The 13,620-nt window shown below is 50.4% G+C and carries 13 protein-coding genes and 2 tRNA genes; 13 read left to right on the plus strand and 2 right to left on the minus strand.

Annotated features, from left to right (window positions below; translation table 11 throughout):
* Positions 1-155 precede the first annotated feature (155 nt).
* The 7 genes from B7992_RS10940 to B7992_RS10970 all read left to right on the plus strand — a co-directional run bounded on the left by B7992_RS10940 (position 156) and on the right by B7992_RS10970 (position 6,881).
* Positions 156-530: a hypothetical protein gene (locus B7992_RS10940; RefSeq protein ID WP_073234358.1), complete on the plus strand. Its 375-nt coding sequence runs from the start codon at positions 156-158 to the stop codon at positions 528-530.
* A 69-nt stretch (positions 531-599) separates the two neighbouring features.
* A complete protein-coding gene (locus B7992_RS10945) occupies positions 600-1,622 on the plus strand; it encodes a rod shape-determining protein (RefSeq protein ID WP_073158607.1) in 1,023 nt (340 codons plus the stop codon).
* A gap of 17 nt (positions 1,623-1,639) precedes the next feature.
* Positions 1,640-2,473 (plus strand): rod shape-determining protein MreC, encoded by an 834-nt coding sequence (gene mreC / locus B7992_RS10950; RefSeq protein ID WP_073158609.1) that lies wholly within the window; start codon positions 1,640-1,642, stop codon positions 2,471-2,473.
* Positions 2,460-2,948, plus strand: coding sequence for a rod shape-determining protein MreD (gene mreD, locus B7992_RS10955; RefSeq protein ID WP_073158611.1), 489 nt, complete (start codon positions 2,460-2,462; stop codon positions 2,946-2,948). Before mreC ends, mreD begins: the two co-directional genes overlap by 14 nt.
* Entirely contained in the window at positions 2,941-4,809 is a 1,869-nt protein-coding gene (gene mrdA / locus B7992_RS10960; protein WP_073158614.1) for a penicillin-binding protein 2, read from the plus strand. Before mreD ends, mrdA begins: the two co-directional genes overlap by 8 nt.
* Positions 4,806-6,059: a rod shape-determining protein RodA gene (rodA, locus tag B7992_RS10965; RefSeq protein WP_073158617.1), complete on the plus strand. Its 1,254-nt coding sequence runs from the start codon at positions 4,806-4,808 to the stop codon at positions 6,057-6,059. The genes mrdA and rodA overlap by 4 nt, the downstream gene beginning before the upstream one ends.
* Positions 6,060-6,164: 105 nt before the next feature.
* Positions 6,165-6,881 (plus strand): phosphoribosyltransferase family protein, encoded by a 717-nt coding sequence (locus B7992_RS10970; protein WP_073158923.1) that lies wholly within the window; start codon positions 6,165-6,167, stop codon positions 6,879-6,881.
* A gap of 67 nt (positions 6,882-6,948) precedes the next feature.
* On the opposite strand, the gene B7992_RS10975 is transcribed toward B7992_RS10970, so the two are convergent.
* A tRNA-Ser gene (locus B7992_RS10975) sits at positions 6,949-7,029 on the minus strand.
* Positions 7,030-7,116: 87 nt separating this feature from the next.
* Between B7992_RS10975 and B7992_RS10980 the strand changes: the two genes are divergently transcribed.
* Positions 7,117-8,274, plus strand: coding sequence for an HD domain-containing phosphohydrolase (locus tag B7992_RS10980; RefSeq protein WP_088666277.1), 1,158 nt, complete (start codon positions 7,117-7,119; stop codon positions 8,272-8,274).
* A 132-nt stretch (positions 8,275-8,406) separates the two neighbouring features.
* Here the strand turns inward: B7992_RS10980 and B7992_RS10985 are convergent.
* Positions 8,407-8,479 (minus strand) — tRNA-Phe (locus B7992_RS10985).
* A gap of 234 nt (positions 8,480-8,713) precedes the next feature.
* On the opposite strand from B7992_RS10985, the gene B7992_RS10990 reads away from it, so the two are divergent.
* The 5 genes from B7992_RS10990 (at position 8,714) to B7992_RS11010 (ending at position 13,619) form a co-directional block, all read left to right on the plus strand.
* Positions 8,714-11,143, plus strand: coding sequence for a CotH kinase family protein (locus tag B7992_RS10990; protein WP_176421923.1), 2,430 nt, complete (start codon positions 8,714-8,716; stop codon positions 11,141-11,143).
* Positions 11,144-11,233: 90 nt separating this feature from the next.
* Entirely contained in the window at positions 11,234-11,959 is a 726-nt protein-coding gene (locus tag B7992_RS10995; protein WP_088666279.1) for a ubiquinone/menaquinone biosynthesis methyltransferase, read from the plus strand.
* Positions 11,956-12,516, plus strand: coding sequence for a UbiX family flavin prenyltransferase (locus B7992_RS11000; RefSeq protein WP_073234374.1), 561 nt, complete (start codon positions 11,956-11,958; stop codon positions 12,514-12,516). The genes B7992_RS10995 and B7992_RS11000 overlap by 4 nt, the downstream gene beginning before the upstream one ends.
* Positions 12,506-13,399, plus strand: a complete 894-nt coding sequence (locus tag B7992_RS11005; protein WP_073158631.1) for a UbiA-like polyprenyltransferase — start codon at positions 12,506-12,508, stop codon at positions 13,397-13,399. The genes B7992_RS11000 and B7992_RS11005 overlap by 11 nt, the downstream gene beginning before the upstream one ends.
* Positions 13,386-13,619 carry a hypothetical protein gene (locus tag B7992_RS11010; RefSeq protein ID WP_073158633.1) on the plus strand — a complete coding sequence of 78 codons (234 nt, stop codon included), beginning with the start codon at positions 13,386-13,388 and terminating at the stop codon, positions 13,617-13,619. The genes B7992_RS11005 and B7992_RS11010 overlap by 14 nt, the downstream gene beginning before the upstream one ends.
* Position 13,620 lies beyond the last annotated feature (1 nt).

Raw genomic sequence — 13,620 nt, forward strand, 5'->3', positions numbered from 1 at the left:
GATGCAAAGGGAGGGCCAGCCCTCCCTCTGGACTCCCACCCGTCCTCGGGTACAAAGGACCTGCCTTGCGGCGGTCCTTTTTTGTTTGTTTGATGTTTCTTTTTTTGAGGGGCTTTTCTATTTTAGGGGTGTAACTTCTTACGTTTTTTAATTTTATGAAAAAGTTAGCGATTTTCTTTTTGACGTCCCTCCTATTCCTGGTGCTGGGTTGCTCCGAGCCTACAGACCGTATTGAAAATAAATTAACTCCGTACTTGCAGGAGGACCTGAAGTTCATGGTGGCCGAAACGATCCGGTCGTCGGGTGATAAGTCGGCCTTGATGGAAGAGCCGTACTATCGCGTCAAGGATTTTCGTTTGTTCGAAGGGGCCGAGTCCCGCATTTATGCGGCTTATGCCGAAGTGGATTTTTTCATCTACAAGGATATTGCCATGCATGAAAAGCGCAAATACAGGTATGATGTACATACCCGCAAGTGGGATCGCTATCTGAAAGTGCTGAAATTCGGTAGGGATACGATTCCCGATTGACACGCACTGTTTTTCTCTTAATTATATTTGCTGCGTTAAGTTTCATTTTTTTATAAGAAGGGCACAACTTTGTTCGGTCTTTTTTCTTGCGATATCGGTATTGACCTGGGTACAGCAAATACATTGGTCCATGTAGCTGGCCAGGGCATCGTCATTAATGAACCTACGGTTATTGCGGTGGACAGCAAGAATAACCGTGTTTCCGCCATCGGTTCCGAAGCAAAGAAGATGCTTGGTAGAACTCCGGGCGAAAGCCGCGCCGTACGCCCCATGCGCGATGGCGTGATTGCAGACTTTGAACTGGTGGAAAGCCTTCTCCAGACTTTCATCAAGCGTGTTCAGAAGTATCCGCTGTGGATGGTTAAGCCCCGCGTTGTGGTTGGTGTTCCTTCCGGCATTACCGAAGTGGAAAAGCGTGCCGTGATCGACGCTGCCAAGCAGGCTGGTGCCAAGGAAGTGCATCTGGTTCACGAACCTATGGCTGCCGCCGTGGGTATGGGTATTCCTGTTGAAGATCCCGTGGGTAACATGATCGTGGATATTGGCGGTGGTACTTCCGATATTGCTGTTATCGCCTTGAATGGTACTGTCTGTAACGCTTCTGTTCGCGTTGGCGGCGATGAAATGGACGAAGCCATTGTCCGTTACCTGCGCACCATGTACAACCTTTGCGTTGGCGAAAGCACTGCCGAACAGATCAAGATGCAGATCGGCTCTGCAAGCCCCCTGGAAGAAGAATTGACCATGGAAGTGAAGGGTCACGACTTTATCGCCGGTATGCCTCGCACTATGACCATCAACAGTGCTGAAATCCGCGAAGCCCTGAACGAACCTGTGACTGCTATCGTTGAAGCGGTCAAGCAGGCTCTGAGCATTACTCCGCCGGAACTTTCTGCTGATATCTACGACAAGGGCATTATCATGACTGGTGGCGGTTCTCAGCTTCGCGGCTTTGACGAACGCATCCGTCAGGAAACTGGCCTTTCTGTGAATGTGATCGACGAAGCTCTCATTTGCGTTTGCAAGGGTGCCGCCCGCATTCTGGAAGACCTGGACAAGTATCGTCCGGTCCTGATTGCCTCTTCTACCTAATAACAGAATCTTGATCGATGCTTAGGGCTTTTCGCTTTATTATCGACTTGTTCACTCAAAGGCATGGCGTTGTCGCCTTTGCCTTTTTTCTCGCTTTGGGGCTGCTGATGAGGCAGTCTCCCAATTCGGTGCGTCAGAGTGTCGTTTCGTCTGCATTAGGTTCTGTATTCTATCCGGCTCAGCTGGCTGTGTCTTCTGTGAACGCCTATCGTTCCCTGGCAGACGAAAATGCCCAGCTGAAATCGGAAAATGCAAGGCTCCGTCAGGAGACCTACCATGCCCGCGAAGGCCTGCAGGAGTTGGCCCGACTGCATACGCTGGTTCGGTTTGACGACAAGTGGGATTTCCCGATCGTGACATCCCGCGTGGTGGGGCATAATCCGGGGCGTTTCCTTACGACTCTGGTGGTGAACCGTGGAAGCAAGCATGGCGTAAAGGAGAACATGCCTGTGTTCTCTATGAATGGACTTGTGGGTAAGATAACCAAGGCTTCGATTACGCATTCAAGAGTTCAGTTGCTTGTAGATCCGAATCTTAAGTTGTCTGTAATGGAGCGCCGCACCCGCGTCGTGGGCTTCCTGGAATCCATGGATGGCCATGTGCTTACGGCCATGGTGCCTGCCCATGCTGGCGTCAGTGTTGGCGATACTTTGGTCACATCGGGCCTTGGCGGTATCTTTCCTAAGGGGATTCCCGTGGGGACGGTTAAGCAGGTTAGAAAGTCTGACCTGGATGTAATGCGTCAGATGGATGTGGAACCGTTCCAGGAGTTCTCTACTCTGGAAGAAGTTTTTGTGATGGAAAAAGATCCGGACTGGGAAATAAAGGAGTTGCTCGATGAAGAACCTTAGGTGGTTTAGTCTCCTGATCCTTTTCGTGGTTACGTTCGCTTTCCAGATTACGGTGGCGGACTGGCTTTCCATTTTTGACGTGGGTCCGGATTTTGTCATCATCTTTATTGTGGCTGTCGCTATTAAGTGCGGTCCCGCTGCAGGTTGTTTCTGGGGATTCCTTGCCGGTTTCACTCAGGATGTGTACGCTCCCATTGAATGGCTTGGTGCTCATACCATTTCAATGACGGTTATCGGCTTTGTTGTTGGACAGCTGGAAGAACGATTCCTGTCTTTGAACATGCCTGCAAAGATTGGCGTGCTTGGACTTTCGTGCTTGATTTGTGACGGTATTTATTTTGCCATTACCGGACTCTCGAAGGAAATCGTTACGAATTTGTTCTTGACGTTCTCCTTGCCGGGTTGCGCTTATACCATGCTGATTGGTAGCATTTTGTTCTACCTGGATGTAGGCAAGAAGAAAAAGCATGCTTAATGGTGCTTCGGAAAATGAGGTTGTGCAGAACAGGAACCTCCATGTATTGATTTACATGGCTGGTGTGGTATTGCTGTTCTCGGTTTTGCTTTTCCGACTGTTTTCGTTGCAGTATACCCACTACGACGAAAATTTGCAGCGTTCCGATAACAACCGTATCCGTAAGGTGGAACTGGTTGCGGAACGCGGTTACATTTACGACCGCAACGGTGAAGTTCTTGTTAGAAATCGTCCGTCGTATCAGATTTCGTTGCAGGCGGTGCAGATGCCCCGCAAGAAGGATCAGCGCGATTCTGTCTTGAATCGTCTGCTGAGAATTCGAGACAAGTCAGGCGAACGTCTTTTCGACTCCCTTTCGCTGGATACGGCGTTTATGAGGTCCCGCTGGATTAAGACCCGCCCCATCCGTTTGCTGGAAGACGCCTCGCCGGAACAGGTTTCTGTGATTGAGGAGCATGCGTCGGAATTGCCTGGCGTGGTGACCTTGATTGAATCCCGCCGTGAATACCCCTATGGAACGCTGGCTTCCCATGTGCTGGGGTATACCAACGAAATTTCTGAAGATCAGCTGAAGTTGCCTGAATACGCCGATTATTCCCAGGGTGACCGTATTGGTCAGAAAGGGCTTGAACAGGGGTATGATAAGGAATTCCGTGGAAAGAACGGTGTAAAGCTTGTTGAGGTGAACGCTTCTGGTCGAGAGGTGGGCGTTGTGTCTAGTGGTGGTGAGCTGGCTCCCGTACCTGGACTGCACCTGGTTTCTACCATTGACTTGCGTTTGCAGAAGGTGGCTGAAGCCGCCATTCCCGATAGCGCCAAGGGGGCCCTGGTGGCCCTTGATCCCAGAACTGGCGAAATTCTTGCCATGGTCAGTTCTCCGCGACTGGACCCGAACATTTTCTCGTTGAAGCGTCGCGAACGTAACAAGGGCTGGGCTCATGTGGCTCTGGACTCTATGCGACCCTTGACTAATCGTGCCATTTCTGGTACGTATCCGCCGGCTTCTGTCTTTAAGCTGGTGACGGCTGGGGCGGGGCTTGAACATGGTGTTTTGACAGAGAACAAGTATTACCCGAAATCCTGTACGGGTGGGTATCAGTATGGCGTCCGCTATCAGAAGTGCTGGGGAACTCATGGTGGCCTGAATGTGGTTCATGCCATCCGTCTTTCCTGTGACGTATTCTTCTACCAGGCTGGTTTGGAAATCGACATGGAGCGTATTAACGAATTTGGCCGACGTTTTGGTTATGGTGAAAAGCTGCTGGGTATTGATATTCCCGGAGAACGTGCTGGCTGGCTTCCGGATTCGGCTTCCTTCAACGTTCGTAACAAGAGGGCTGGCTGGCGTTGGGCTCGCGGCTTGATTTTGAACTTGTCTATCGGTCAGGGCCAGATTGTGACTCCGCTTCAGCAGGCTGTTTTTGTGGGCTCCCTGGCTACGGGAAAGGGCGTCTATAGGCCTCACTTTATGAAGGAACTGCGGGATGACAAGGGTAACGTGGTGCGCCGTTATGAGCCTGAGGTTGTTCGCCCGGGCAACATGAAGCCTTACACTCATCGCATTTTGATGAACGCCATGGATTCTGTGGTGAACCATCCCGGTGGAACGGGTAAGCGAGGCGCTCTTCCTAATGTTCGCGTGGGTGCGAAGACTGGCTCTGGCGAATGGAAGAAGGGCGAGAAGACTCATGCCTGGTATGCGGCGGTTGCCCCTCTGGATGCCCCGGAAATTGCTGTGGCTGTCATTATGGAAGCTGCAGGCGGCGGTGGTTCCGTTTCTGGACCTATAGCCAAGAAGGTCTTGGAAGCTTACTTTGAAAACAAGAAGCTCGATGAAGGAATTGTGGAGGAGGAACCATGATTTCAAAGCGTTTTGTAGATCATTCCCTTAAGTTTGACTGGCTTTTCATCGTGCTGGTGCTGGCCCTGATGGGTTGCGGCATTACTTTGGTGTATTCTGCGACAGTGTTTGAAGAAGTCCCCCTGAAGGATGCTTTCTGGTTTAAGCAGATTGTTTATTTCTTCTGCGGAATTATTATGGCGGGAGCGTTGGTCTTTGTCCGTATTGACTGGCTGAAGCGTGCGGCGGTTCCGTTGTATGTTGTTTCGCTGATCCTCCTGGCGGTGGTTCTCTTTTTTGCTGGCGATGTGGTGAAGGGTGCGGGTCGCTGGATTGACCTTGGTGTCTTTAAGCTTCAGCCTTCCGAGTTTGCGAAGATTGCCTACCTTCTGACAATTTCCTATTGGCTTTCTAGACATCCCGTCAGCTTGCACAAGGTGAAGACTTTTGCGGTCCCCTTTGCCTTGTTCATTGTGCCTTTTGGCCTTGTGTTGAAGCAGCCGGACTTGAGTACCGCCCTCGTTTTTATTGCGGTGACTATGGTCGGTTTCTTTTTTGCCGGGCTTTCCTTTGCCGATGTTTTCTTGATTGTGAGTCCGCTGCTGTCGGTGTTGTTTTCCCATTCCCAGTCTATACAGTTTGAGGTTCTGTGGGGGCTTCTGATTTGTGCGGTCGTGTTTACCTTGGTTCGTCGGAAATTGCCCAAGATTTTGACGGGGTTGTTCCTTTTTGCAAATATTCTGGCTGGGTATGCAAGTACCATGGCGTGGAATATGCTGGAGCCTCATCAGCAGAAGCGTGTGAATACCTTCCTGGATCCGATGAGTGATCCCCTGGGGGATGGTTATCAGGTGCTGCAGTCCTTGACCGCCATCGGTTCCGGAGGCGTATCCGGTAAGGGTTTTGGTAACGGAACTCAAACCAATTTGGCGTTCCTGCCCGAAGAACATACCGATTTTATTTTTAGTGTTCTTGGGGAACAATTTGGTTTCGTGGGTTGCGCCTTTGTCCTGGTTCTTTATGGTTTGTTCCTGTGGCGTGCCACGTCTATTTGTAAGCGTTCGGCGGATCCCTTCGTGACTTTGATGGTGATGGGAGCTTCTACGATTTTCCTGTTCCATATTCTTGTGAACATCGCCATGACCATAGGCCTTATGCCTGTGACCGGGCTTCCCCTGCCGTTCCTTTCTTATGGTGGGTCTTTTGCCTTGACTTGCATGGTGCTGGTGGGATTTTTGCTTTGCCTGCGTTACCAGGGAAGCCGCCGATAGTTTGACTGAAATTTTTTGTAAATAAAGTTTTTCGTCATCTCGACTTGTTTCAAACGTGTTAATAAGAGAGGCCTCGTGTGGGTCTCTCTTTTTTTAGAGGTTGATATGAGTATTGCAAGTCAGGTGAGCGGTTTTATTTTCGGTTCGGAATGTCTGGGGTGCGGCAAGGCGTCGGGGGGTCTAGACCCCTGGCTTTGTCCGGAGTGTGTGGATGAACTGGCTAGGGAGATGAAATCCTATTCCAGCCCGAAGGAGGGAGTGTACTGTCTTTTCCCGATGCGGTCGTTGACCCGTAATTTGGTGCATGCCCTGAAGTACAAGAGCATTCATGGGATGGCGGCCTATCTTGTGCGGCGCTCGGCGGCGGTGCGGGACGGCGCTGTGGGACAGGAGTTTGCGCTCTTGCCCCATCCGCTGTATTTTGTGCCGGTGCCTCTTCACAGGGCTCGTATGCGGGAACGCGGGTATAACCAGGCGGAGCAGATTGCCGCGGCTCTTGCCTTGGTGACCGGAGGCCAGGTGTGCCGCTGGCTGAAGAGGCGGACCTTCGTGATGTCGCAGACGAAACTTTCTAGGGAGGCTCGCGAACGTAACGTGATGGGGGCTTTTGTGGCCCGTTTGCCAGAACGGCTGCCTGAGGGTGGAACCGTTATTATTGTGGATGATGTCTACACGACCGGGTCGACGACTTCGGCCTGTGTGGATGCGCTGGGAGTGGATTTCCCGCTGCCCCTTAAGGTGTGCACGCTGCTGTACGATGAACCGATCACGGCCGTGGCTGATTTCGTGGCGGATAATCGAATGGACTGGAATTACCGATAGGGGCGGTCAGCCGGCTTCGGGGTCAAAAAAAGACCGTCGAGGTCTTCTCGAACGGTCTTCTTTGGAGCGGAGGAAGAGGGACTCGAACCCCCAAGCCTTACGGCGGCGGTTTTCAAGACCGCTGACTTACCAATTAGCCTATTCCTCCAGGGGTGGGCAAAGGATAGAAAAATTTGGGTGTTTCCGTCAACAATTCCTGTGATTATTTGAAAATCTTTAGCTATTTTTACATCGTATGACGGAGTTTGATTCAAAACAGGCGATAGAATCTCAGAGAATTCTGGAATTGCTGTTCTCTTACATGCCGAAGATCGCGGCTGAACGTAAGATGGACAATTTGCTTGTGTTGATGGCCGATCTTGGCCGTTCCATTGTTTCGGCTGACCGTTGCTCCCTTTGGCTTGTGGATGATGAAAGAGACGAACTTTGGACGAAGGTGGCCCATGGTGTCAGCGAACTCCGGATTCCCAAGACTGCTGGCTTTGTAGGCTGTTCCGTAACTACCGGCGAAGCTCTGCTCATTAAGGACGCCTACCTGGACTCCAGGTTTGATAGTCGTACTGACCAGAAAACTCACTACCATACCAAGTCAGTGATGACTGTACCCCTGAAGGATTCTACGGGGCAGGTGATGGGAGTGTTCCAGGCGATTAACAAGCAGGGCGGGACTGTGGATGAATTTTCTGAACAGGACCTGGAACGTCTGAGGCTGACTGCTGTATATTCCGCGAAGACTGTGGAGTCTGCCATGCTGACTGCGGAACTGGAAGCGACCCAGCGTGAAATTATTCATACCTTGGGTGAGGCTTCTGAATACCGTAGCCAGGAAACGGGTGACCACATTTTGCGTGTGGCTGAGATTTCCCGTAAGTTGGCCGAGTATCTCGGACTGCCGCCGGATGAGGTTGAACGAATCCGTCTGACGGCTCCCCTCCATGACTTGGGTAAGATTGCCGTGCCTGACGCTGTGCTGAATAAGCCTGGCCGCCTTACGGATGAAGAATACGCCGTCATGAAGACTCATGTGGATCTCGGCTACAGGATGCTCTGTAATTCTAAGAGAAAGCTGCTGCGCTATGCGGCCGATGTGGCTCGCTCCCATCATGAACGTTGGGACGGACAGGGCTATCCTCTTGGTTTGAAGGGGGAGAGTATTCCTCTGGCTGCTCGTATTTGTGCCGTGGCGGATGTGCTGGATGCCTTGTCATGCTACCGCTGCTATAAGGCCCCGTGGCCTGAAGAAAAGGTGAAGACCGAATTTGCGAAGATGAAGGGTTCCCAGTTCCAGCCGGAAATTGTTGATGCTCTGCTTGAACATTGGGACGATATCTATTCTTGTTACCGTTCCCAGAATGCAACTATTGACGTCGACGCCATTGACTATCGCAGATAATCGGGCTGGGCGTTAACGGATTCTTTGAATAAATTATTTATGAATGGGCGGACCTCTGGCAGGTCCGTCTAATTTTTTTTAGTATATGGGGAAAATGAAAAAGACCTCAGCTTTCGCTAAGGTCTTTTTTCGTGGCACCGGTCAGAGTTGAACTGACGACACGCGGATTTTCAGTCCGCTGCTCTACCAACTGAGCTACAGCGCCGTTTTGATGTGCCCAAATATAACTCAATCTGTGAGTCTTGTCAAGGGTAAATAAGATATTACCGACATTTTTTCCTTTTTTTTTAAGAAACTTCTAAATTTAATGCCAGGTGTTGAATGTAGGGGCCGAATTTTTGGGATTATTTCGGCTTTTGTTAAAGAATTAAAAGGTAGCGATGTGTTTCTGGGAAAATCGTTAAAAGGTTTTGCAGCATTTTGCTGTTTTGGTCTGGTATTGAATGGAGTTATCGCTTGCTCCGACGATAGTGCTTCTGCAGAAGATGATAAGAAAGGTAATACAACCGTAATCGTAACCCCTGATGGTGATACTACGACTGTTGTTATTGGCCCCAGCGGCGATACCAGCGTGGTGGGGATTGATTCTATCCGTGTAGTTACTCCCGAAGGCGATACGATCATTAAGCTAGACACGGCTTACTATCCGGCTGACACGACTCTTCACTGGGTTGGCAATTCTGCCCTGGTGATTACGGAAATTGCTCCGGTGAACTTGGACTGGCTTGACGAAGAAGGTGGCGACCCGGGTTGGGTTGAAATCTATAACGCTGGCGGAACCGAAGCAAACCTGAAGGGTTATACCCTTGTAGAAAACAGGAAGAATGCCCGTAAGTGGTTCTTTGGTAACGTAGTGTTGAAGCCCAAGCAGTTTACCACCGTATTCTGCGACAAGAAAAACCTGAATGAAGTGGCTGGAACTGATACCCTCGACAGGCATTATCGTGTCCATACCAACTGGAAGTTGGAAAAGGATGGCGGTACCGTATACCTGATTGACCCTTACTATGGAATTCGTGACTCGGTAACTTATCCGGCATTGACGGGTAACGTAAGCTGGGGTATCGTGGATGGTGGCGCCTGGAAGATGTTTGATGTTCCCACTCCGGAACAGCCCAACAACCAGTCTACTGCCTACGATGGCTATGCACCTACATTCTCTTTTGATGGCGCTCAGGGCGGTTTCTATAACGAACCTGTGACATTGAATCCGCCCTCTGTTAGCGGTGGACTTTCTGTGCGCTGCACCCAGGATGGTTCTATTCCCACGAAGAGTTCCCAGGAATTTAATAGCCCCATCGTAATTGACAAGAATACAGTCTTGCGTTGTGCCGCCTTTAAGGATGGTTTGTTGACCAGACAGGTTGTTACCAATACTTACTTTATTGGTGAACAGGTGAAGATGCCTGTGGTGTCTGTGTCCGTAGCCCCGGAATTCTTTACGAAGTACTATAAGAAGACTAACGGTGGCGAACCCGATATGGATAATGACCAGATGTATGCACCCAACAAGGCTTATCCTGATGATTCTGGTGAACTTCCTGTTCATGTGGAATTCTACGCCGAAGGAAGCAAGTCTAGCAAGAAGGCCTGGGAAATTGATGGTGGTATTTCTCTGATGGGTGGCTGGAGCCGCATGGAACGAAAGAAGTCTGTGGCCATTGTCATGCGTGAAGAATATGAAGCTGGCTGGCTTGAATATCCTTTGTTTGAAACCCGTAAGGATAAGAATAGCAAGTTCAAGGGCTTTAACCTCCGTAACAACGGTAACCGCTTTGTGGCTGACTATTTTGCCGATGCTGCTGGCGGTGCCATCCTTGAAGGCAGTGGCGTTGATTACCAGCGCAGCCGCCAGGTGGTGGTGTTCTACAATGGTACATACTATGGCATCCACGATATGCGTGAACGCTACAACAAGAACTATGTAGAAACAAACTATGGCATTGATGCCGGCTCCGTGAACTTTATTAAGCACCTGAATAAGACTGTAACTGCAAGCAACGGCACCGAAGCTGATTACCTGGCCATGCTGGCCTTTATCGGTGGAAACGACATGACCGTTCCTGAAAATTATGAAGCGGCCAAGACTCTCATCGATATTGGAAACTTTGCCGATTATATGATTGCAGAAATGTACATTCATAATGGTGACTGGCCCGACAATAACGTTCGCGCCTGGAAGTCTCCGGAACAGCCCTGGAAGTTTATGGTCTATGACCTTGACCATGGTTTTGAATGGGATTGGTCTGTTTCTGGTTTCAGCCAGTCTACAAATATGTTCTCCTGGGTAAAGAAGGGTGGCAAGAATGGTTGCGCTTCGGCTGCAAATAATTGCTTCGCCTCTCTGTACAACAGCCTGATCAAGAATGCTGACTTTAAGCGTCTGTTCGTTAACCATGCCTCTGTGATGTTCGGTACCTACCTGAATGGAAGCAATGTGACGGAAAAGGCTAAGTTCCTGGCCAACATGCTTGATGCATCTGACGTTGAAAGGGATATGTCTGTTGAAGCCTATAAGGAAAGAAGAAACAGCTATGCTCACTCCTTCGACCCCTATGGCGAAAAGCTTGGCCCCTGGGCTTCTGAACGTGACGCTACTGTAAGGAGCGAATATACAAGTGAATTTGGTCTTTCTGGAGACATTTCCCTGACTATTTCTGCAAATGGTAGCGGTACTGTGTTGATGGAAGGTATGAAACTTCCGGGCAACGGTTCCTATAAGGGCAAGTTCTTTGGTGGTATGAATATGGAATTGACAGCCGTCGCAACGGGAGGCGCTGTGTTCAGCGGCTGGAGCGACGGTTCTACCGACAATCCCCATATCATTACCCCGACTGATGGCATGACCATTACGGCTAACTTCAAGTAATTGCCGGCGGGCGATCCCGTGGCTTACATTTGAAAGGAGTGCGGCTCACGTTTGTGAATCGCACTCTTTTTTAATTTCTAAATTTGAAGTATGAGAAATCCTGAAGACAAGAGCTACGTTCGCAAGATGTTTGACGAAATTTCGGGGCGTTATGATTTTTTGAATCATACCCTCAGCTGTTTTCAGGATATCCGTTGGCGCAGGGCCTGCTGTAAGGAACTGAGAAAGTTGCGTCCGGGCAGGCGGTTGCTGGACCTGTGCGGCGGTACTGGCGATTTTGCCGTGACCTACGAAAAGTTTAACGGGACTCAGGACGTGGCGATTCTCGGGGACTTTTCTTACGGAATGCTCCGTGGTGCAGAAGGCAAGAATACGACCGCGGTTCCTGTCCAGCTGGATGCCATGAAGATGCCCTTTGGCGATGCTTCCTTCGATGTGGTGCTGAATGGCTTTGGTATGCGAAACTTGCCTAATGCCGATGCCGGCTTGAAGGAATCGGCCCGCGTGCTGAGCCACGGAGGCTACCTGCAGGTGCTTGAGTTTTTCGCTCCGCGGAATGCGTTCAACAAGTTCTTCTATAAAGTTTTGGCGCCTATGTTCATTCCTGTAATGGGGGCGCTGTTCAGCAAGCATGATGCCTATGAATATCTGGTGAATTCCGTGCTGCACTTTTTGCCGGTAGACGAATTTGTGAAGCTGGCCGAAAAGAACGGGTTTGAACTGGTCCATGTGAAGCCCTGCTTTTGGGGCGTTGCCTATCGCGTTCTTCTGAAGAAAGTTTCTGCGGGTGGATCTGCGGCGGGGGCGGTCAAGTGAGCCGTTATATTCTGGGCGTGACGGGTGCCAGCGGCGCTATCTATGCGACCCGCACTGCAATGCATCTCAAGAAACTGGGGCATCATGTGACGGCCCTGGTGACTTCCCCGGGTCGCGAAGTGGTGGCCTACGAGGGGCAGGAATCTCTGTACGATTACTGCGATGAACTTCCTGACGTGAATGATTTTTTTGCGGAATGTGCCAGCGGTAGCGCCGATTATGCAGGCATGGTAGTGGTGCCCTGTTCCATGGGAACTTTGGGGAGAATGGCGGCAGGTACATCTGACAATTTGTTGGTCCGTTCGGCGGATGTATGCCTGAAGGAACGCCGCCCTCTGATTGTGGTTCCGCGGGAGATGCCCTATAATTTAATCCACCTGGAAAATATGGAACGTCTGACTCGCGCGGGAGCGGTTGTGATTGCCGCGAGCCCCCAGTTCTACAGCAAGCCTACGACGATGGAGGAACTGGTGGATACGGTGGTGGCGAAAATTTTGAAACACCTGGGAGAAGAAACGAAAATTGTAGAACCATGGAAGAAAGTTGATGTTAAATAAGATTCTTGAATTCGGTCACCTGGTTCGTTTGAGTCATTCGCTGTTCGCCATGCCTTTTGCGCTGGGATCCATGTGGGTGGCTGCAAATGGTTTCCGTGATATGAGTTGGCAGGAGACTGCCCGCATCGTGGTGCTTATTGTGCTTTGCATGGTAACGGCCCGTAACAGCGCCATGAGTTTTAACCGCATTGCCGATGCAGATATCGATGCCAAGAATCCTCGCACGGCCAAGCGCCACCTGCCCGATGGACGCTTGAGCAAGAAATCGGTGATTGCCTTTTTGGCGGTAAACGGCGTTCTGTTCGTTCTGTTTGCGGCGCTGTTGCAGCCTCTGGCCGGTTTGTTGGCCTTGCCTGTGTGGCTATTGCTGTTGTCCTATTCCTACTGGAAACGCTTTAGCTGGCTTTGCCATTGGTTCCTGGGATTTGCCATCGGCATGAGCCCCCTGGGTGCCTGGATTGCTATCCGAGGCGAATTCGCGCTGTTCCCCATTTTCCTGCTGATGATTCTGATGCTCTGGATGGGTGGCTTCGACATTATCTACGCCACACAGGATGAAGAGATTGACCGCCAGATGGGATTGCATTCCGTGCCGGCAAGATTTGGCCGTAAGCGTTCCTTGCAGATTGCCTTCTGGAGTCATATGGCCATGCTTGCCCTTTGTGTGGCTTTCGGCTTTATTTGGCAGATGGGTGTTGCCTGGTGGGCGGTAACCGCCCTTATGGCCGCTGCGGTATTTTATATTCACTTGTTTAGAAAGTCTGACGATCTGGATGCGATGAACCGTGATTTCTTCTTGGCCAATGTCACCATCAGTGTGTTGGTCATGGTGGGTCTCTTCGTCTGGATTTTAATGGGAGGCGATGTCAATGTCCTTTATTAGTGGTAACGGTCCGAAGAAGTTTGATAACGAAGACAAGATCAAGATGTTTGAACGTCTGGGTTCCCTGGGAGCCGTCCTTGCACTGATTATCATCCTGATGATCGAGAGTGGAAAGTTCGAGGCTTACCAGAATTTGCTGGACATGGGGCTCACTGCCATGATCGTGGTGCTGGCAGTGGCGCTGGTCGGTAGCGTATTCTTTAAGACAAAGAGAAAATAAG

This window comes from Fibrobacter sp. UWH1 (genome assembly GCF_002210365.1).
Classification (GTDB): Bacteria; Fibrobacterota; Fibrobacteria; order Fibrobacterales; family Fibrobacteraceae; genus Fibrobacter.